This window comes from Glutamicibacter creatinolyticus (assembly GCF_006094275.1).
Classification (GTDB): domain Bacteria; phylum Actinomycetota; class Actinomycetes; order Actinomycetales; family Micrococcaceae; genus Glutamicibacter; species Glutamicibacter creatinolyticus.
In genome coordinates this window covers 3,250,966-3,269,350 of sequence record NZ_CP034412.1, presented here as the reverse complement: position 1 = coordinate 3,269,350, position 18,385 = coordinate 3,250,966, and the positions used below count along the sequence as shown (strand labels likewise).

The following is an 18,385-nucleotide window of genomic DNA, read 5'->3' as shown; positions in this document are numbered from 1 at the left end:
CACCGGCGTGGCCCGGCAGCCTGAACGTTTCTTGGGGATCACCCGCAATGCCTTCTGTCACCTCCGGTGCGGTGCTAGCGTGAGGCACCCAACCGGCACGAGCGTGGCGCAGCCACGTAGGGAGGAGAACGTCATGGCCGAACGCGGCAACACCAAACACGGATCAAATCTCGATGACCAGATGAAGCAGGAGACCGAGGGGATGGTCAAGGGCAAGCAGCCGGACCACGTCGAAGCCCACCGGCAAACCGAACCCTTCCCGGATGACACCGATCCCCAGGAGGTCCAGGACGCTGTCGAACCGGTCGCCGAGCAAAACGCCCGCGGCGACGCCCAGCAGCAGGACGAGGGCCAGTAGCCGGACAAGGGGGCCGGGGCGCTGAAGCGCCCCGGCCCTGCCATGCCCCCGGAGGGCAGCTGTGAGCCAGGCGGCGGAGGGCTAAGCTAGAGAAGGCCCCGCCAACGCCGACGGGCCGAGCAACCCCATGAAGGAAGTGAGCATCCAGTAATGGCACACGCCGCTGCTATGGCCCATATTGCCGACCTCGCCGAGTATGTCGCCACCTCGCCCTCCAGCTACCACGCCGCCGCCACCGCCGCCCGGCGCCTGGACGCGGCCGGGTTTACCGCACTGGATGAAACCCAGGGTTGGGAACTGGGCGCCGGCGGCTACTACGTGGTGCGCGACGGGGCGGTCATCGCCTGGGTGCAGCCCGAGGCCGCCACGGCCACCACTGGTTTCCACATCCTCGGGGCGCACACCGACTCCCCCGGATTCAAGCTCAAGCCGAAGCCGACCACCGGTTCCAACGGCTGGTGGCAGGCCGGGGTGGAAGTCTACGGCGGGCCACTGCTGAACTCCTGGCTGGACCGCGAGCTGGTGCTGGCCGGACGGCTGGTGCTGCGCGACGGCTCGGTGCACCTGGCCCATACCGAACCACTGCTGCGCATCCCGCAACTGGCCATCCACCTGGACCGCCAGGTCAATGAGGGCCTGAAGCTGGACAAGCAGACCCACACCAACCCGGTGTTCGGGGCCGGAGACCTGGCCGAGGCCGACATCCTGGGTGAACTGGCCGCCGCGGCAGGGGTGCAGGCCGAGCAGATCGCCGGCTATGACGTGCTCACCGCCGCCGCCCAGCGCGGGGAAGTGTTCGGGCACGGCAAGGACTTCTTCGCCTCCGGGCGGCTGGACAACCTCTCCAGCGTGCATGCCGGACTGATCGCCCTGATTGAGCACTTCCGCAAGCCCAGCGGCAACCACATTGCGATGCTGGCGGCGTTCGACCACGAGGAGCTGGGTTCGGCCTCCCGCTCCGGGGCCGCCGGACCGTTCCTGGAGGAACTGATCTCCCGGATCCAGGCCTCCTTCCAGGCCGGGGCCGAACACACCGCCCGGGCTCTGGCCAACTCGGTATGCCTCTCTGCCGATGCCGGACACGCCGTGCACCCGAACTATCCCGAACGCCATGACCCGGCCAACCGTCCGCAGCTGAACGCCGGGCCGCTGCTGAAGATCAACGCCAACCAGCGCTATGCCACCGACGCGGTGGGCGCCGCGGCCTTCGCCGGCTGGTGCCAGGCCGCGCAGGTCCCGTACCAGGAGTTCGTCTCGAACAACCAGGTGCCGTGCGGTTCCACCATCGGGCCGCTGACCGCCACCCGGATCGGCATCCGCACCATCGACGTGGGCATCCCCCTGCTGTCGATGCATTCGGCCCGCGAAATGTGCGGCGTGGATGATCCCTGGTACCTGAGCAGGGTCTCCAAGGAATTCTTCGCGGCATAATTCCCGCCGCCAGGGCGGCGCGCAACTGGTCATCATCTGGTCACCGGGAGTTAACCCGGACATGCTCAGATCGAAGACCATGAGCTCGAATTCCGTGCCCGCAAAGAATTTCCGGCCCGAAATCCAGGCCCTGCGCGCCCTGGCGGTGCTGCTGGTGGTCGCCTACCACCTGGAACCGGGGCTGCTGCCCGGCGGGTACATCGGAGTGGACATCTTCTTTGTGATCTCCGGCTTCTTGATTACCGGGCACCTGCTGCGCGAGGCGCAGCGCACCGCCACGGTGAACCTGCCCGCGTTCTTTGCCGCCCGCGCCCGCCGGATCCTGCCCGCGGCCCTGGTGGTCATCGCGGCGGTGGTCGGTGGATCCCTCCTGCTGCTGCCGCGCACCCAATGGCAGGAGCTGGGGATCCAAGCACTCGCCTCCACATTCTCGGTGCAGAACTGGGTGCTGGCGGCCGACTCGGTCGACTACCTGGCCGCCGACCAGGCGCCGGGGCCGCTGCAGCATTTTTGGTCGCTGGGCGTTGAGGAACAGTTCTACCTGTTCTGGCCGCTGCTGGTGCTCGGCGCGTGCTGGCTGAGCGCCCGCACCGGGCGCGGGGCCGGCACGCCGGCGCGCCTGGAACGCGTGCTGTGGGTGGGGTTCAGCGTCGCGGCCGGGCTTTCCCTGAGCTATTCGGTCCTTACTGGGTACCGCGGCAACGCGGCTGGCTACTTCGTCACCACCACCCGCATCTGGGAGCTGGCCGCCGGCGGGCTTCTCGCGCTGGCCGTGCACGCCCGCGCCGCCGGCAGGCTGCGCCTTCCACGCTGGGTGTGCGCCTGGTCCGTGCGCAACGCCGCCGTGCTGCTGGGGCTGGCCCTGATCCTCTGGGCGGCCGGGAACTATGATGCGGCCACGGTCTTTCCCGGGATTGCCGCGGCGCTGCCGGTGCTTGCCTGCGCAGCGATCATTGCGGCCGGGGACACCAGCGGCCTCGGATCGCTGCGGCCTGTGGTCCATTGGCGGTGGGTGCAGTGGGTGGGGTTGGCTTCCTATTCGCTGTACCTGTGGCATTGGCCGCTGATCGTCTTCGCCGAACAGTTCACCGGGGCCAACCGCTCGCCGGTGGAGTCTCTGGTGCTGCTGGGGATCAGTCTGGCGCTGGCGGCCGCCAGCCTGTATCTGGTGGAAAACCCGGCTCGGAATTACCGTCCACTGGCAGGTTCGCCGCACCGCGCATTGGGGGCGGGGGCGGTAGCCATGGGGCTGGTGGCATTGTTGGCGCTGACCCCGGTGCTGCTGCAGCAGCAGTCCATCGACCGCGAACGGCGCGAAGTCACGGCCCTGCTCAGCGCGCCGCCCCAGGGCTTTGGGGCCGCCTCGGTCACCGCCGGCGCCCCGGCGCTGCTGCCCCGCCAAAACCAGATCGTCCCCATCCCGGCCACGGCCGAGCAGGACCAGCCACAACTGGGGTCCTGCGTGCAGGAACCACAGTCAACCTCGATCACCGAATGTGAATTCGGCAGCCCGCAGGCCACCTTCACCGTGGCCCTGGTCGGTGATTCACACGCCGCCCACTGGTATGAGGCCTTGCACGCTCATGCCGTCCAGCGGGGCTGGAGAGTAATCACCTACTTGAAGAACTCCTGCCCCTACAGTGCGGGCGAGCGAACGGCCGAACGGCAGGGGAGCATCAGCTGCCGACAGGCCACCGGGCAGACCACGAAACTGCTCACCTCCCGCACGGACATTGACGCCGTCGTCACCGCGAACTGGGCGGGGGCCGAGTTCGTCGGTGACCCGGCGCAGGGGTACGCGCAACTCTGGGGCGAGCTGGAGGATGCCGGGCTGGATGTCTTTGCCGTGGTGGACACCCCGCGCCCGGGAACAAAGCAGTATGCCCGGGACTGCGTGCAGCAGCATCAGCAGGATCTGTCGCGCTGCTCCGTTGCGCGCTCCAAGGCCTTCGAACGGGGGGACGTGACACGCGAAGCGGCGGCCAGGGAACCGCGCGTGCAGGTCCTGGACTTCAGTGACCAGTTCTGCATTGCACAACGGTGCCCGGTCGTGATCGGCAACGTGCTGGTCTACCGGGACAAGCACCATATTTCCGACACCTACATGCGCACCCTGGCACCGGTGTTCGGCCAGCGCCTGGAAGCTGCCCTGGACGGCCGCTAGACGGGAACCAGGGCGGCATGCGGATCATCGAACATGATCTGGGCCACCCGCGCATCCCCGGCCGCCGGGAATCGGGTAGGATTGGAAAGTCTGTGCTGCATCGTGCCCAAAAAGCGGGCACGGGAGGCATTGGATAACGCAAAGAACCTCCTGTTGCGGAAATACCGTGACCGTTTAGCCCAAAGGAGGTGGGTTCACATGCGTGCTTATGAACTCATGGTCCTCATCGACCCCGAGGTCGACGACCGTACCGTGGAACCGACCATCGAGAAGTACCTCGAGGTCATCCGCTCCGCTGGCGGCTCGATCGACAACGTTGACATCTGGGGCCGTCGCAAGATGGCTTACGAGATTCAGAAGAAGTCCGAAGCCATCTACATTGTAGTGAACTACAAGTCGGAGCCGGCCGCTTCCTCGGAACTCGAGCGTCAGCTGAAGCTTAACGAGCAGATCCTGCGCCACAAGGTCACTCGTCCGGAAGAAGCCCGCGTCTAATTACGCGAGCAGCATTTCCACTTCGTAAGAACAACGTTCGAACAACCTGAGGAGAGAGCATGGCAGGCGAGACTGTAATTACCGTGATCGGAAACCTGACCGCCGACCCGGAACTGCGTTTCACGCCCTCCGGATCCGCCGTCGCGAACTTCACGATCGCTTCGACTCCGCGCACCTTCGACCGCCAGACCAATGAGTGGAAGGACGGCGAAGCCCTGTTCCTTCGTGCATCGGTGTGGCGTGAAGCCGCAGAGAACGTTGCCGAGTCGCTGACCAAGGGCATGCGCGTCATCGCCCAGGGCCGGCTGCGCTCACGTTCTTACGACACCAAGGAAGGCGAACGCCGCACCGTCATGGAGCTGGAGGTCGACGAGATCGGCCCCTCGCTGCGCTTCGCTTCGGCCAAGGTCACCCGCACCCAGCGCTCCGGCGGCGGAGGCGGCGGCTTTGGCGGCGGTGGAGGCTTCTCCAACGCCCCGCAGCAAAGTGCCCCACAGCAGCAGCAACAGCAGCAGGGTGGCGGATGGAATGCACCATCCAACGACCCGTGGAGCACCGGCGGCTCAAGCGGCGGCAACCATGGCGGCTGGGGCAATCCCGGCAGCGACGAACCGCCTTTCTAACCACTATTTATTCACCATCCCGCAGAGGAATCTGCGGGCTCCCAAACTAAAGGAGCTCCACGATGGCTAAGGCTGAAATCCGTAAGCCCAAACCAAAGTCCAACCCCTTGAAGGCCGCTGACATCACCGTCATCGACTACAAGGACACCGCACTGCTGCGCAAGTTCATCTCCGACCGCGGCAAGATCCGCGCTCGTCGTGTGACCGGCGTGTCCGTGCAGGAACAGCGCAAGATCGCTCAGGCTATCAAGAATGCCCGCGAAGTGGCCCTGCTGCCTTACTCCGGCGCTGGCCGCGGTTAAGGAAGAGGGATACCACCATGGCAAAGATCATTCTGACTAATGAAGTATCCGGTCTTGGTACCGCTGGCGACATCGTCGAGGTCAAGAACGGCTACGCACGCAACTACCTGCTGCCCCGCGGCCACGCAATCGTGTGGACCAAGGGCGGCGAGAAGCAGGTGGAGTCGATCAAGGCTGCACGTGCCGCTCGCGCCATCGCGAACCTCGAGGACGCGCAGGAACTGGCTGCCAAGCTGAAGTCCCAGCCGGTCAAGGTGACCGTCAAGGCTGGTGCCACCGGTCGCCTGTTCGGCACCGTGCGCACCGCCGACGTCGCCAACGCCGTTGAGGCTGCTGGCCTGGGCAAGCTGGACAAGCGCAGCATCCAGCTGACCGAGTCGATCAAGTCGACCGGCAACTACACCGCCACCGTTCGTCTGCACGACGACGTCAGCGCCAACCTGCGCCTGCAGGTCGTCGCTGCGGCCAAGAAGTAAGTCTTCTCGACCACTTCTGTACAGCGGGTGGCCTGCTTTCCTTCGGGAAGGCAGGCCACCCGCTGACGTTTAACGGCTCAACCGTGCGCGGCGGGTGAAGCGCAAGAAGTCGGTCAGCAAGCCGGCGGCGATAAAGGCCAGGGGCGGAAGGTTCGTAAGCAGTACGGACGTGAAGCTTCCTGGTTCGAAGAGCAGATCGCGCACCAAATGCATCCCCAGTTGCCAGGCCAGGGCGGCGCCCAATCCGATGATCGTGAAAATTGTCTGGTACTTACGCGGGGTGCCGGGCGGGTATTGCGCGGCGTATTGATCGGGAGCGCCGAACTGGGACTGGGCTTGGTCATATGTGGAGCATTCGGAGATCACCTCTCGCAAGATTTCTCTGATGGTCTGCGGCGGCAGATCACGAAGCGCCAGGCTCGTGCGCAGTTCCTCGATGTATGAATCCAGCGATGTCATGCCCGCTCCTCGTCCTGTTCAGTAAAATCCAAATCCGAAAACCATTCGGTTAGCAGTTCGATCGCGGCAATTCCCTGATCGGAAAGCTGGAAGACCTTGCGGGCCGGTCCACTGTCAGCGGTCTGCCAGTGGGACGTGACTTCTCCGTTTTCCTCCATGGAGCGCAAAAGCGGATAGAGGGTCCCGCTTTTGACTCCGTGAACCCCCAACTGCTCCAGCCGTGCAAGGATAAGGTAACCATGCGCCGGTTCCTCCTGCAGTTGCCGCAAAACCAGGTAGGGCAACAGTGCCCGTTTCACCTGGAGTACTAGCCTACTCTCGCTCACGACTTAAGTTTAATCTATACATAGGTACATTATCAACGGGTTTGGCACTTCTTTTTCGCTAGGGTAGTGCACAAATTTACTTGCTTGACTAGGAACGCTTTGCGCTGCCGGTAGTGGTTTTGTTGCTTCTGCGCAGCCTCCCCGTGCGGCACCCCAATGCTAGCTGGCCAACCACGCTGGTCGCGGTTTTTTTGTGCTCCTTGTGCCCTGGGTCGCACTGCTGTGGATGCGCCGTAGCGGACGGGTAACCGACCTGCATGTCACCCAGCGCTGTTGCTCGATGCCCCGACGGTGGTCCTTCCCGAGGTCGTATTCCTGCTGGCTGGGCGGATTACCGTCGAAGCGCTCAACCTGGTCTGTCCATCCACGCAGCCGTAATCACTTTTGCGTCACTGCGCAGCCTGCGGTGGCGCTGATCGTCCTGGTGGGCTGGGCGCGGCCTAGATTAGGCGGGTTGCGGCACTGGAGCGGGTTTTGACCGCCTCCCGCCAAGCGGCAGGGCGGGAATCTTAATTCACCTGTGACAAGGGATTCTCGTGGAAGGACTACTGCCCGGAATCCTGTGGCGCCGGAATGTTCTGGGTGCGCAGTTGCCCGCGGGCCAGGTCCTTGCCGCTGTCGACGTCGGTGATGATTACTTCCCACAACTGCTGGGTCCGGCCCTGGAAGAGGGCCCGGGCCGTGACCCGCACCTGGGCGGCACTGGTGGGCCGCAGGAAGTCCGTGGCATTGTGCACCCCTACGGCGAACTGCTGCCGGTCGGCCACCGCGTAGCTGGCCCCGACGCTGCCGGCGGTTTCCACCATTGAGGCGTACACGCCCCCGTGCACCACGCCCCACGGGGTATGGTGCTCCTCGCCCAGTTGCGCGTGCCCGGTGACTGAGGTACTGCTGACCTCGTCAATGATCAGGCCGGTGGCTTCGGTGAATCGGCTGTTCCGGCGCATCTGCGAAAGCAGTGGGTCCGAGGCGGTGTCATCCATCTAAGGCTCCTAATGGTGGTGGCTCACATTCTTTGGCCGGCCCTGAACAGCCGGCCCCTTGTTGGAAGCTAGCCTATGCGCTGGCACGGCGCACCACGGCATTTTTGCAACACAGGGGAGTCCGCATCGGCTGTGGGCCACTTCAAGTGCGCGCGTGTCCGGGGTCATGTCCTGGCAACATGGCGCGTAACGAGCGGCACATTCACTGTCCTCTTACCGCAGATTCACTACTTTCCAGCGAGCAGTTCGCCCCCTCACCTTCCATGGCGCACGAAAAGAGGAATCATCCCCGCCGACGGCGATAGAGTGTTTCGCTGGGATACGCCACACCGTCGTACGTATCGATCGCAGAGAGGACCACCCGTGCACCACAGAATTCACCACCGTGCATTCACCGACCGCCTGATGAGTGCCGCTGACGCGGCACGGCTGGTCCAGCCGGGCATGACCGTAGCCATGAGCGGCTTCACCGGTGCCGGATACCCCAAGGCTGTGCCCGGCGCGCTGGCCGAACACATGCAGCAGGCCCATGATGCGGGCCAGGCCTTCAAGATCAACGTGCTGACCGGCGCATCCACCGCCCCGGAACTGGACGGGGTGCTGGCCAAGGCCGACGGCATGAACCTGCGCCTGCCCTACATGTCGGATCCGGAGCTGCGCCGACGCATCAATGACGGTGAGATGGAATACATGGACATCCACCTCTCCCACGTCGCCCAGCACGCCTGGTTCGGCTTCTACGGCAAGATCGACTTGGCGATCGTCGAAGTCGTGGGGGTGACCGCCGAGGGCCAGCTGATCCCCTCCTCCTCGGTCGGCAACAACAAGACCTGGCTGGAGATGGCCGACAAGGTGATCATCGAGGTCAACGAGGAACAGTCCGCAGCCATGGACGGGATGCACGACATCTACTACGGCACCGCCCTGCCCCCGCACCGCCAGCCCGTGCCGATCACCACGGTCAAGGACCGCATCGGCCAGCCCTACCTGGACGTGGACGTCTCCAAGGTCATCGCCGTGGTGGAGACCAAGGCACCCGACCGGCTCTCACCCTTCGCCCCGGTGGATGCAACCAGCGAGAAGATCGCGGACCACCTGCTGGACTTCCTGGACCATGAGATCCGTGCCGGGCGGCTGACCGAGAAGCTGCTGCCCATCCAGTCCGGCGTCGGGAACATCGCCAACGCGGTGCTGGCCGGCCTGTCCCGCGGCGGCTACAAGGGACTGCAGTCCTACACCGAGGTGATCCAGGACGGGATGCTCAGCCTGATCAAGGACGGCACCCTGGAATTCGCCTCCGCCACCAGCTTCTCGCTCTCCGAGGCCGGGATCGCCGAGTTCAACCAGAACGTGGACTACTACCGGGAACGGATCCTGCTGCGCCCGCAGGAGATGAGCAACCACCCCGAGGTGATCCGCCGGCTGGGCTGCATCGCACTGAACGGGATGATCGAGGCGGACATCTACGGCAACGTGAACTCCACCAACGTGGTCGGCTCCCACGTCATGAACGGCATCGGCGGTTCGGGGGACTTCGCCCGCAACGGCTACCTGTCGGTGTTCATGTCCCCCTCCATCGCCAAGGGCGGGAAGATCTCCGGGATCGTGCCGATGGCCAGCCACGTGGACCACACCGAGCACGACACCATGATCCTGATTACCGAACAGGGCCTGGCGGACCTGCGCGGTCTCTCACCCAAGCAGCGGGCCCAGGTGATCATCGATAACTGCGCGCACCCGGACTACCGCCCGATGCTGCAGGACTACTTCGACCGGGCCCGGAAGAACAGCTATGGCAAGCACACCCCGCACCTGCTCGATGAGGCGCTGTCCTGGCACCAGCGCTACATCGAGACCGGGGACATGCAGCCGGTGCGTTCGGGGCTGCTGGCCGACGCACGCTAGCACGCCGGGCATACTGGGAGAATGAGCCGAAAAAACGGGTTGATCCTGGCCGGCCTGCCGCCGGTGTTGCTGGTGCTTCCCCCGCTGCCCGGCTACCTGATCCAGCTGCTACAGTCGGCCACCGGTGAAGCCGTATTCTCCGCCGGCACCGGGTTGGGGGAGCTGATGCTCAACCCCCTGCGCCTGGTGGGCGCACTGCTGGCCGTGGCGTGGGCCGCGGCGCTGGCGCACCTGGATCCCCGGCTGCCGTCCGGATGGCGGTACGTGGGCGCGTTCGTGGGCTGCGGGATCCTCTATGTGCTGCCGATCTGGCTGGGCGCCTTCGGGGCGGATCTTGGCTGGGTGGATTTGTGGGTGCTGGCGGGCACCGCCAGCTGGTATGAGTGGATGCAGCTGCACGCCCCGGTGGCCGGCGGGTTGTGCCTGTGGGCCCTCTACCTGATGCGTCCGGCCCCGGCCCGGCCAGCCCGCTGGCGCGCCAGGCTCGCCCGGATGCTGGACGGGCCGCGGCACTAGCTGCCCGGCGGCGCCTGAAGGCGCAGCTGGATGATCCGGTCATCCCCGGGCTGTGGGGTGCCGCGCCCGTCGGTGTTGTTCGTCAGCATCCACAGCTGTCCCGGCCCGACCTCCAGCACCGCGCGCAATCGCCCCTGGCCGGTGAGCAGCTCCTGCTGGTGCTGCGGGTTAGCCAGCTCCACGCGGCGCAACCGCTGCCCGCGCAGGTTGGCCAGGTACACCCATCCGTCGGCGATCGCGATCCCGCTGGGGCTGGCCTGCCCGGTGGGCCACTGCGCGATCGGGTCGGTGAACCGCCGGTCGCGCCGTTCGGCCTGGCCCTCCACCTGCGGCCAGCCGTAGTTGCCCCCCGCACGGATCTCGTTCAGCTCATCGAAGGTGTTCTGCCCGAACTCGCTGGCGTACATCCGGCCCCGCCCGTCCCAGGCAAGGCCCTGCACGTTGCGGTGGCCCAGGCTGTAGACGGCCGAACCGGGGAACGGGTTGTCCGCAGGGATGCCGCCATCGGGTTCCAGGCGCAGGATCTTGCCGCCCAGGCTCTCGGGGTCCTGCGCGGCGTCCGGCTGCGCGGCGTCCCCGACCCCGGCGTAGAGCTTGCCATCCGGCCCGAAGGCGATCCGCCCGCCATTGTGGATCCCGGCGGAGGGCAGCTCATCGATGACCGTCCGCTGCTGCCCCAGGCGCAGCGAGCCGGGCTTACCGTGCAGCGTAAAACGCTGGATCCGGTTGCCGGTGGCCCCGGTCGAATAGGCGTAGAGCTGGTCCGGTTCGGCGAACGCGAGCCCCAGCAGCCCGCCCTCACCGCCCAAGCGCACCCCCGGCACGGTACCCACTGTGCGCTGGCGCCCGGTGGTGTCGACCTCCAGGATCCGGGCGGTGTCCCGTTCACTGACCAGCGTCGTGTCCATGGCCCGGCAGATCGACCACGGGGCCTGCAGGTTCCGGGTGATGACCGAGACCTCCGCGCGGTGCGCGGGGGAGGGCCCGGTGGGCCCGCTGGCGGTGGGGCTGGCGTCGCTCTGCGGGGCGGCCGGCGGGATTGGCACCGGCCCGCTGCAGGCGACCAGCAGCAGGCAAAGGGCGGCCAGCGGGTACCAGCAGTGTCGGCCTCGCATGCTGCCCTCCTCAACCCCGGGGAGCAACAGCGTAGCAAGCCAGGCGCCGGCACGTCAGCCCACCGCGCGCCGGGTTTAGCGCGTGGTGGCCGCGGAGGGCAGCGGCAGGGTGCGCAGCACGTTCTTTTGCACCTTGCCCGTGGAGGTGCGCGGCAAATCCTGCGGGAAAACGATGGTGCGCGGCACCTTGAACCCGGCCAGCTGTTCGCGGGCGTGGGCGATCAGGGCCGCCTCATCCACCTGTGAGCCGCTGGCCCGGATGACGTAGGCGATGGGGCGTTCGCCCCACTTCTCATCCGCGATGCCCACCACCGCCACATCCAGCACCTGCGGGTGGCTGGCCAGCACCTGCTCGACCTCCACGGTGGAAATGTTCTCCCCGCCGGAGATGATGATGTCCTTGGCCCGGTCGCGCAGCTGGATGTAGCCGTCCGGGTGCATCACGCCCAGGTCCCCGGTGTGGAACCAGCCCCCGGCGAAGGCCTGTTCGGTGGCCGGCTCGTCCTTGTAGTAGCCGATCATTACGTTGTTGCCGCGCAGCACGATTTCGCCCATGCTCTGTCCGTCGGCCGGCACGTCGTTCATGTCCAGGTCCACTACGCGGGCGGACTCCGCGGTCACCATGCCCACCCCCTGCCGGGAGAGCTTGGCGGCCCGCTGCTCGGCGTCCAGCTCATCCCAGTGCTGCTGGTACTCGCAGATCGTGTACGGGCCGTAGACCTCGGTCAACCCGTAGACGTGCACCACCTCGATGCCCAGCCGGTGCAGCTTGCCAATGATGGCCGGTGACGGGGGAGCGCCGGCGGTGGTGATGCGCAGCGGCTGGCCCACACGGTGAGCCCGGGGCGCGTCGGCGATGATCGAGCACACGGTTGGTGCCCCGCACAGGTGGGTGGTGCCCAGCTGGTCGATGGCATCCCAGACGGCGTCCTCGCGCACCGCCCGCAGGCACAGGTGGGTGCCGCCGGCGGCGGTTACCGCCCAGGGCGTGCACCAGCCGTTGCAGTGGAACATCGGCAGCGTCCACAGGTAGCGGGTGTGCGCGTCCATTTGCTGGTGGAACGCCTCACCCAGCGCGTTCAGATAGGTGCCGCGGTGTGAATACAGCACCCCCTTGGGCTTGCCGGTGGTCCCGGAGGTGTAGTTCAGGCAGATCGGGGCCCGCTCGTCGCCGACCGCATAGGGCAGGCGGTCGGCGGGGGCGTGGCGCAGCAGGTCCTCCAACACCGCGTCGACCGGCACCTGGGGGCGCGGGCCGGTGTACTGGTCGTCGGTGACCTCGATCAGCGCCTCCAGGCTCGCCACCTCCTGGCGCAGCCGTGCGGTGTTGCCCAGCAGCTCGGTGTCCGCCAACAGCAGCCGGGCCTCGGCGTGCGACAAGATGTACTGCAGCTCGTGGGCGGCCAGGCGGGTGTTCAGGGCAACGAGGATGCCGCCGGCCAGCGGGACCGCGTAGTGGGCGGCCAGCATTTCCGGGGTGTTCGGGGCCAGCACCGCGACCCGGTCGCCCGGGGAAATGCGTTGGGCCAGCACCTGGGCCAGCCGCTGGACGCGCTCCTCGAACTGGGCCCAGGTGTAGCTGCGCGAACCGTGAATCACCGCGGTTTTCTCCGGGTAGACCTCCACGGAGCGTTCCAGGAAGCGCAGGGGAGTCAATTCTGAGTGGTTGGCCAGCAACGATGCCATGGGGGCTCCTCGGGGTCGGTAACTATCCGGCCCCGCACTGTGACGCAGGGCACCTCGCAAGACATCGTGGCATGAAACTGAACCCCAGACAAAGAAACTGCGTGCCATTGCGCTCAACGGCGCCCGCGGGGCGACCAGCGTAGGAGGCGGTGTCCGTTGCTGAGCTGCGCCGGGCGAAATTATCGGCGGCGAGCCTAGCGGAAGGAGGGGGCGGGCGAAACAATATGTCGAAGATTGCGGTATAAGACAGGAAATGTTTGACGTTACGCCGCGACGGGCCATAGTGTCGTAGACAGAATCAAGAGCGTCAGCTGACAAGCCCTGGCTAGCTGGCCGGCAACCCTCTAAACGGTAGTGGGGTGCTCCAGGTGAGGATTCGGTTCCGCGCGCCACCGCGTGGAACAAGTACCGCACACCGAGGCGTAAAACCTTCGAATCCACAGTGCAGCAGCTTGGCCCTGCGGCGCTATGGGCATTCGACCGTCGCCGACCACGGTGGGCCTGATGCTAAGGATACGAATCATGTCATTGAATCAGGATCTCGACCCGTTGACCCTGCGCAAGGTCTTCGCCCAGCACCCCTCGGGCGTCGCGGCGTTGTGCGCCGAAATCAATGGCGTCAAGACCGGAATTGTTGCCTCCTCGTTTACCGTTGGGGTCTCCCTGGATCCGGCGCTGGTGATGTTCGCCGTGCAGAAGACCTCCAACACCTGGCCGAAGCTGCGGCGGGCACAGCGCATCGGAGTCTCGGTGCTCAGCAGCCGCAACGAGGGGGTCTGCGCCCAGATCGCCTCGAAGAAGGGTGACCGCTTCGCCGGGCTGCACACCCACATCACCGAGCAACAGGCGCTGTTCATCGAGGAATCCACCCTCTGGCTCGATACCTCCATCTACAACGAGGTCGAAGCCGGGGACCACTGGGTCGTCCTGCTGCAGGTGCACGGCCACCAGGCCTCGGCACACACCCCGTCGATCTTCCATGATTCCGCCTTCCACACCCTCAAGGTGCCGGCCCTGGTCTAAGGGCAGGGCGGCATCGATGAATCCCACTGCGTCGTACGCCGCGGTGGGATTCATTGCGTTAACCGCTTCAAACCGGGTTGCGTGTCAGGCGCAGTGCACAGTCCCGAGATGAGGCAGGCCGGGGATCTGTGGACGAAGCCCCGCATCCGAGGGACCGTGATGGGTGGTCCTGCGATGAGTAGCGAGTTTTTAGATCTGAAGTAATCCACAAAGCTTTCCACAGCGTTGTGGATTGGGGGTGGATAACCGTGGTTGACGCCTCCACGCCCCCGAATTGTGGGCTTTCCGGCTGTGGAAAAGATCCAAAACCCACAATGCCGCGGAGGAAAACTTAATTTTTATCCACACGTGTGAAAACCTGAAACACCAAGTCAATCAGGTATTAGTTGCGTTTAAGTGGGGAAATCCACAGCGTTCTCCCCAGTTCCTGCACAACCCCTTCCACAGATAGCTGCCGCTTGTCCACAGATCCTGTGGATAAGCGAGTTTACGCCCTTACATAAGAGGCCTACTGTTGGCTCTGGAACTGAAATATCCACAAGTTTCCCCAGCGCCCCCTAACTGTCGGGGTCCGATGGAACGATACGAGGTGGACGGTGAACCGGTCGCCGAGTTCCCGGTGGGTAGAAGGGGATTTGAATGTCTATTGCCAGCGCTGAGCAGGCTTACGAGAACCGCGACTCCGAGGCGGGGCGTACGCCGCCGCAGGACATCGCCGCGGAAATGTCGGTTCTGGGCGGCATGATGCTCTCCAAGGACGCGATCGCCGATGTCATTGAGGTGGTCCGCGGCAACGACTTCTACCGTCCGGCCCATGAATCGATCTATGAGGCCATCATTGATCTCTACGGACGGGGCGAACCGGCTGACGCCGTCACCGTTTCGGACCTGCTGACCAAGCGGGGCGAAATCGTCCGGGTAGGCGGTGCCGCATACCTGCACAACCTCATCCAGTCCGTGCCCACCGCCGCGAACGCCGGTTACTACGCCGAGATCGTGCGCGAACGCGCCGTGCTGCGCCGCCTGGTCGACGCCGGGACCCGGATCGTGCAGATGGGCTACTCCCCGGACGGGGACGTGGACGCCATCGTCAACGAGGCGCAGGCCGAGGTCTACAAGGTTGCGGAGAATCGCTCGAGCGAAGACTATGTCCGGCTCAGCGAGATCATCGAGGGCACCGTCGATGAGATCGAAAATGCGGCCAACGCCGGTGACGGCATTACCGGTGTCCCCACCGGCTTTTACGAGTTTGATGAGTTGACCCAGGGCCTGCAGGGCGGGCAGATGATCATCATCGCCGCGCGTCCGGCCGTGGGCAAGTCGACCTTCGCCCTGGACTTTGCGCGTTCGGCGGCAATCAAGAACAACATGGCCACCGTGTTCTTCTCCCTGGAAATGGGGCGCAATGAAATCGCGATGCGTCTGCTCTCCGCGGAGGCCTCGATCCAGTTGCAGGACCTGCGCAAGGGGTCGGTGGAGGATGCCCAGTGGACCAAGATCGCCACCACCATGGGACGGTTGAATGAGGCTCCGCTATTCATTGACGACTCCCCGAACATGTCGATGATGGAGATCCGCGCCAAGTGCCGCCGCCTGAAGCAGCGCAACGAGCTGAAGATGATCGTGCTGGACTACCTGCAGCTGATGAGCTCGGGCAAGCGCGTTGAATCACGCCAGCAGGAAGTCTCGGAGTTCTCCCGTAACCTGAAGCTGCTGGCCAAGGAGCTCGATGTCCCGCTCATCGCGCTCTCGCAGCTGAACCGTGGTTCGGAACAGCGTACGGACAAGAAGCCGATGGTCTCGGACCTGCGTGAATCCGGCTCGATTGAGCAGGATGCGGACATGGTGATCCTGCTGCACCGCGAGGACGTGTACGACAAGGAAAATCGTCCCGGAGAGGCCGACGTGATTGTGGCCAAGCACCGCAACGGTCCCACCAAGACCATTACCGTCGCCTTCCAGGGCCACTACTCCCGGTTCAGCAACATGCAAAGCGAAGGGTAGGGGCAACCCCTGGCTTGACCCGAGCCACGGTAGGACAAATCCCGAAGGCGCATCCGACTCCAGCCAGAGGGCCGGCAGCCCGCAGGTGAAGACGCAGGTAACGGCAGAGATCAACGCCAAAAGCACCACGGTTGTCTTTAAATCGAGCTACTACACGCCGTTATCGGGGCGGCGAGTCGGCGAAGCAGAGATTGTCCAGAGTCTTGGTCCTCACTGGCACCTGGGCAGGAGCGAGTCCGATTTCTGCATCCACGGGCAGCACGATGCGGCAGACCCGATCGGGGTGATGTCAGGGCCTTGAATGTAGGGCTGTGTTTTTGGGCTGATCCCGCTCAGCCCGGGCATCCAGGCACCGCTATAGTGGGTGCCATGATCCAGAGCCTTCAAGCCCTGCTGTGGGGCACCGTGGCCGGTTCGGCCCTGCTGTTGGGGGCCGGGGCGGCCTGGTGGCTGCGCATTCCGCGGATCTGGGTTTGTGCGATCATGGCCTTCGGCTCAGGGGTGCTGATCAGTGCGCTGAGCTTTGAGCTGGTGTTGGAGGCCTACCAGCAGGGCGGCCTGGCGGCCAGCGTCGCCGGGGTGCTCGCCGGCGCGGGGCTCTACTTCGGCGCCAATCGGCTGCTGGCCTGGCTGACGGCGCGACGCCACGCCAGCACCCCGCGGACCCAGGACTCCTCCGGCACCGCAATCGCCGTCGGGGCGCTGATTGACGGGATTCCCGAATCGGTGGCCCTGGGCCTGGGAGTCGTGGCCGGAGCGGGAATCAACCCCACCATGCTCGCTGCCATCTTCATCTCCAACATCCCCGAGGGACTGGCCAGCACCGCGGACATGAAACAGGCCCGCCGCCCGGGCCGCGCCGTGCTGGCGCTGTGGGGCGCAATCGCGGTGGCCAGCGGACTGGCCGCCTTCATCGGTGCCATCGCGCTGGCACAGATGCCCGCCGAGGTGCTGGCGTTCGCGACCGCGGTCGCGGCCGGCGGCATCCTGACCATGATCGCGGACACCATGATCCCCGAGGCGTACGCGGTGGACCACGACTACACCGGGCTGCTGGTCACCCTCGGGTTCCTCAGCGCCTTCACCCTGCACGCGCTCGGCGGGTAGGCCGCCGTCCCGGTTAGGCCTTGGGCAGGATCTGCAGGTGGTGCGGGCGCGGCGGGACCACGTCCGGCTCGAACTCCTGGTGCTTGCCCACATACTTCTTGATGTACGGGCAGACCGGGACGATCTTCATCCCGGCCGAGACCGTGTCATCCAGGGCGAAGGCCGCTAGCTTCGAGGCCAGGCCCTGGCCGCTGTACTCTTCATCGACCACGGTGTGGAAGAAGATCCGCTCCACCCCGTTCTCACCCTGGTAGTCGCGGTAGTGGGCGGCGCCGATGTGCTTGCCCGCATCGTCAAGGACGTAGCGGTCGCGTTCGGGCAGAGCCTGCGGGACGATCTGGCTCATGGTGCTCCTTGTGTCGCTGGGTTGTCGGATGATGGAAAATCGGTTGGCCGGTGGCGCTACACCGGCGGGTTTTCGCGCGGACGCAGCCGCACGGTGGGCAGGGTGGGGGCCGGCAGCGCGGCCGGGGTGTCCTTGGGGAAGGGGCCGAAGCGGTCCTCGGAGGCGTCCCCGGGCTCGGCGCCGATCTCCGCCTGGTACTGCTGACGGAAGGCGACCACCTCCTCATGGGTGCGGCCCACGAAGTTCCACCACATCAGGATCTGCTCGTTCAGCGGCTCCCCGCCGATGATGATGACCCGCACCGGGTCCTGCCCGGCCTGGATGCGCAGTTCGCCGGTGCCCCGCCCCAGATAGCCCAGGTCGCGGTGGCCCAGTTCCTGGCCGTTCACGGTGGGGGCGCCGGTGTCCACCATGACCCCGTGCTCGTGCCCCTCGGGCACCTCAATGCACAGTGAGGCCCCCGCCTGAAGGGTCAGCTCCGCGCCGGTCAGCGGCGTGTACACGCTCACCGGGGAGGTGGATTCCTGCCCCTCGGCGCGCAGCGTGCCCAGGAACACCGACAGGCTCCAGCCCGGGCCGGTCAGCGGTTCGGGGCGGTAGCTTTCGAAGGTCGGTTCCATGTTGCGGGCATGCTCCGGCAACGCCACCCACAGCTGGGCGCCGTGCAGGACGGTGGTGTCCTTCGTGGAGAATTCCGAATGGGTGATCCCGTACCCGGCGGTCATCAGGTTCAGCTCCCCGGGACGCACCGTGGCCTTGAAACCTGCCGAGTCCATGTGGTCGATCGCCCCGGTGAACAACCAGGACACCGTTTGCAGGCCGGTATGCGGGTGACGTGGGACGGCCATCCCCAGGCTCTTGGAGACATCGTCCGGACCGTAGTGGTCCAGGAAGCACCAGGCCCCGATCAGGCTGCGCTGCTTCTGCGGCAGTGTGCGGTAGACCGTCATGGCGCGCGGCCCGCCCAGCGGCACCGGGCGCGGTTCCAGGATCTGGACCTGTTCGGTCGGCTCGGCATTCGTGCAGCCGATCTCCGCAGGGGCCTGCTCAAGGTTGCTCATGCACC

Annotated in this window: 19 protein-coding genes and 1 riboswitch; of the genes, 12 read left to right on the top strand and 7 right to left on the bottom strand. The window is 65.6% G+C overall.

Annotation, left to right across the window (positions count from 1 at the left end; translation table 11 throughout):
• Nucleotides 1-79 precede the first annotated feature (79 nt).
• From GcLGCM259_RS15000 to rplI, 7 genes are all read left to right on the top strand, one after another.
• Nucleotides 80-358, top strand: a complete 279-nt coding sequence (locus tag GcLGCM259_RS15000; protein ID WP_246049657.1) for a hypothetical protein — start codon at nt 80-82, stop codon at nt 356-358.
• Nucleotides 359-508: 150 nt separating this feature from the next.
• On the top strand, nt 509-1,789 hold the full coding sequence (locus GcLGCM259_RS14995; RefSeq protein ID WP_054821657.1) for a M18 family aminopeptidase: 1,281 nt from the start codon (nt 509-511) through the stop codon (nt 1,787-1,789).
• A 79-nt stretch (nt 1,790-1,868) separates the two neighbouring features.
• Entirely contained in the window at nt 1,869-3,953 is a 2,085-nt protein-coding gene (locus GcLGCM259_RS14990; protein ID WP_138927107.1) for an acyltransferase family protein, read from the top strand.
• A gap of 198 nt (nt 3,954-4,151) precedes the next feature.
• Nucleotides 4,152-4,448, top strand: coding sequence for a 30S ribosomal protein S6 (gene rpsF / locus GcLGCM259_RS14985; RefSeq protein ID WP_054821275.1), 297 nt, complete (start codon nt 4,152-4,154; stop codon nt 4,446-4,448).
• A gap of 59 nt (nt 4,449-4,507) precedes the next feature.
• Nucleotides 4,508-5,071 carry a single-stranded DNA-binding protein gene (locus tag GcLGCM259_RS14980; RefSeq protein ID WP_054821276.1) on the top strand — a complete coding sequence of 188 codons (564 nt, stop codon included), beginning with the start codon at nt 4,508-4,510 and terminating at the stop codon, nt 5,069-5,071.
• A 62-nt stretch (nt 5,072-5,133) separates the two neighbouring features.
• Complete coding sequence (gene rpsR / locus GcLGCM259_RS14975; protein WP_013350683.1) at nt 5,134-5,373, top strand: 30S ribosomal protein S18; 240 nt, start codon at nt 5,134-5,136, stop codon at nt 5,371-5,373.
• Nucleotides 5,374-5,390: 17 nt separating this feature from the next.
• Nucleotides 5,391-5,849 carry a 50S ribosomal protein L9 gene (rplI, locus tag GcLGCM259_RS14970; protein ID WP_138176495.1) on the top strand — a complete coding sequence of 153 codons (459 nt, stop codon included), beginning with the start codon at nt 5,391-5,393 and terminating at the stop codon, nt 5,847-5,849.
• Nucleotides 5,850-5,918: 69 nt separating this feature from the next.
• On the opposite strand, the gene GcLGCM259_RS14965 is transcribed toward rplI, so the two are convergent.
• From GcLGCM259_RS14965 to GcLGCM259_RS14955, 3 genes are all read right to left on the bottom strand, one after another.
• A complete protein-coding gene (locus GcLGCM259_RS14965) occupies nt 5,919-6,308 on the bottom strand; it encodes a DUF1700 domain-containing protein (RefSeq protein ID WP_138927106.1) in 390 nt (129 codons plus the stop codon).
• A complete protein-coding gene (locus GcLGCM259_RS14960; RefSeq protein WP_138927105.1) occupies nt 6,305-6,634 on the bottom strand; it encodes a PadR family transcriptional regulator in 330 nt (109 codons plus the stop codon). Before GcLGCM259_RS14960 ends, GcLGCM259_RS14965 begins: the two co-directional genes overlap by 4 nt.
• A gap of 545 nt (nt 6,635-7,179) precedes the next feature.
• Nucleotides 7,180-7,617, bottom strand: a complete 438-nt coding sequence (locus GcLGCM259_RS14955; protein WP_054821277.1) for a PaaI family thioesterase — start codon at nt 7,615-7,617, stop codon at nt 7,180-7,182.
• Nucleotides 7,618-8,022: 405 nt separating this feature from the next.
• Between GcLGCM259_RS14955 and scpC the strand changes: the two genes are divergently transcribed.
• Complete coding sequence (scpC, locus tag GcLGCM259_RS14950) at nt 8,023-9,522, top strand: succinyl-CoA:acetate CoA-transferase ScpC (protein ID WP_138176497.1); 1,500 nt, start codon at nt 8,023-8,025, stop codon at nt 9,520-9,522.
• A gap of 21 nt (nt 9,523-9,543) precedes the next feature.
• On the top strand, nt 9,544-10,038 hold the full coding sequence (locus tag GcLGCM259_RS14945; protein WP_138927104.1) for a hypothetical protein: 495 nt from the start codon (nt 9,544-9,546) through the stop codon (nt 10,036-10,038).
• Here GcLGCM259_RS14945 and GcLGCM259_RS14940 read toward each other — a convergent pair.
• Both GcLGCM259_RS14940 and GcLGCM259_RS14935 read right to left on the bottom strand, forming a co-directional pair.
• Nucleotides 10,035-11,153 (bottom strand): PQQ-dependent sugar dehydrogenase, encoded by a 1,119-nt coding sequence (locus GcLGCM259_RS14940; RefSeq protein ID WP_138927103.1) that lies wholly within the window; start codon nt 11,151-11,153, stop codon nt 10,035-10,037. The genes GcLGCM259_RS14945 and GcLGCM259_RS14940 overlap by 4 nt on opposite strands.
• A gap of 75 nt (nt 11,154-11,228) precedes the next feature.
• Nucleotides 11,229-12,839: an acyl--CoA ligase family protein gene (locus GcLGCM259_RS14935; protein ID WP_138927102.1), complete on the bottom strand. Its 1,611-nt coding sequence runs from the start codon at nt 12,837-12,839 to the stop codon at nt 11,229-11,231.
• A 296-nt stretch (nt 12,840-13,135) separates the two neighbouring features.
• Nucleotides 13,136-13,253: riboswitch (SAM riboswitch) on the top strand.
• A 108-nt stretch (nt 13,254-13,361) separates the two neighbouring features.
• Between GcLGCM259_RS14935 and GcLGCM259_RS14930 the strand changes: the two genes are divergently transcribed.
• The 3 genes from GcLGCM259_RS14930 (at nt 13,362) to GcLGCM259_RS14920 (ending at nt 16,973) form a co-directional block, all read left to right on the top strand.
• Nucleotides 13,362-13,862 carry a flavin reductase family protein gene (locus GcLGCM259_RS14930; RefSeq protein ID WP_138927101.1) on the top strand — a complete coding sequence of 167 codons (501 nt, stop codon included), beginning with the start codon at nt 13,362-13,364 and terminating at the stop codon, nt 13,860-13,862.
• A 639-nt stretch (nt 13,863-14,501) separates the two neighbouring features.
• Nucleotides 14,502-15,866 carry a replicative DNA helicase gene (gene dnaB / locus GcLGCM259_RS14925; protein ID WP_054821444.1) on the top strand — a complete coding sequence of 455 codons (1,365 nt, stop codon included), beginning with the start codon at nt 14,502-14,504 and terminating at the stop codon, nt 15,864-15,866.
• Nucleotides 15,867-16,235: 369 nt separating this feature from the next.
• Nucleotides 16,236-16,973 carry a ZIP family metal transporter gene (locus GcLGCM259_RS14920; RefSeq protein WP_138927100.1) on the top strand — a complete coding sequence of 246 codons (738 nt, stop codon included), beginning with the start codon at nt 16,236-16,238 and terminating at the stop codon, nt 16,971-16,973.
• A gap of 13 nt (nt 16,974-16,986) precedes the next feature.
• Here GcLGCM259_RS14920 and GcLGCM259_RS14915 read toward each other — a convergent pair whose 3' ends face one another.
• Nucleotides 16,987-17,319, bottom strand: a complete 333-nt coding sequence (locus GcLGCM259_RS14915) for a GNAT family N-acetyltransferase (protein ID WP_054821244.1) — start codon at nt 17,317-17,319, stop codon at nt 16,987-16,989.
• 56 nt (nt 17,320-17,375) lie between these two features.
• Complete coding sequence (locus tag GcLGCM259_RS14910; protein ID WP_138176510.1) at nt 17,376-18,380, bottom strand: pirin family protein; 1,005 nt, start codon at nt 18,378-18,380, stop codon at nt 17,376-17,378.
• Nucleotides 18,381-18,385: the final 5 nt, after the last annotated feature.

Bases quoted from the DNA above. Each gene is read 5' to 3' on its own strand.
- GcLGCM259_RS14965 (WP_138927106.1), bottom strand. From the start codon at position 6,308: ATGACATCGCTGGATTCATACATCGAGGAACTGCGCACGAGCCTGGCG.
- GcLGCM259_RS14930 (WP_138927101.1), top strand. From the start codon at position 13,362: ATGTCATTGAATCAGGATCTCGACCCGTTGACCCTGCGCAAGGTCTTC.
- GcLGCM259_RS14920 (WP_138927100.1), top strand. From the start codon at position 16,236: ATGATCCAGAGCCTTCAAGCCCTGCTGTGGGGCACCGTGGCCGGTTCG.
- GcLGCM259_RS14915 (WP_054821244.1), bottom strand. From the start codon at position 17,319: ATGAGCCAGATCGTCCCGCAGGCTCTGCCCGAACGCGACCGCTACGTC.
- GcLGCM259_RS14955 (WP_054821277.1), bottom strand. From the start codon at position 7,617: ATGGATGACACCGCCTCGGACCCACTGCTTTCGCAGATGCGCCGGAAC.
- GcLGCM259_RS14990 (WP_138927107.1), top strand. From the start codon at position 1,869: ATGAGCTCGAATTCCGTGCCCGCAAAGAATTTCCGGCCCGAAATCCAG.
- GcLGCM259_RS14980 (WP_054821276.1), top strand. From the start codon at position 4,508: ATGGCAGGCGAGACTGTAATTACCGTGATCGGAAACCTGACCGCCGAC.
- GcLGCM259_RS14940 (WP_138927103.1), bottom strand. From the start codon at position 11,153: ATGCGAGGCCGACACTGCTGGTACCCGCTGGCCGCCCTTTGCCTGCTG.
- GcLGCM259_RS14910 (WP_138176510.1), bottom strand. From the start codon at position 18,380: ATGAGCAACCTTGAGCAGGCCCCTGCGGAGATCGGCTGCACGAATGCC.
- GcLGCM259_RS14945 (WP_138927104.1), top strand. From the start codon at position 9,544: ATGAGCCGAAAAAACGGGTTGATCCTGGCCGGCCTGCCGCCGGTGTTG.
- rplI (WP_138176495.1), top strand. From the start codon at position 5,391: ATGGCAAAGATCATTCTGACTAATGAAGTATCCGGTCTTGGTACCGCT.
- dnaB (WP_054821444.1), top strand. From the start codon at position 14,502: ATGTCTATTGCCAGCGCTGAGCAGGCTTACGAGAACCGCGACTCCGAG.
- scpC (WP_138176497.1), top strand. From the start codon at position 8,023: ATGAGTGCCGCTGACGCGGCACGGCTGGTCCAGCCGGGCATGACCGTA.
- rpsR (WP_013350683.1), top strand. From the start codon at position 5,134: ATGGCTAAGGCTGAAATCCGTAAGCCCAAACCAAAGTCCAACCCCTTG.
- GcLGCM259_RS14935 (WP_138927102.1), bottom strand. From the start codon at position 12,839: ATGGCATCGTTGCTGGCCAACCACTCAGAATTGACTCCCCTGCGCTTC.
- GcLGCM259_RS14995 (WP_054821657.1), top strand. From the start codon at position 509: ATGGCACACGCCGCTGCTATGGCCCATATTGCCGACCTCGCCGAGTAT.
- rpsF (WP_054821275.1), top strand. From the start codon at position 4,152: ATGCGTGCTTATGAACTCATGGTCCTCATCGACCCCGAGGTCGACGAC.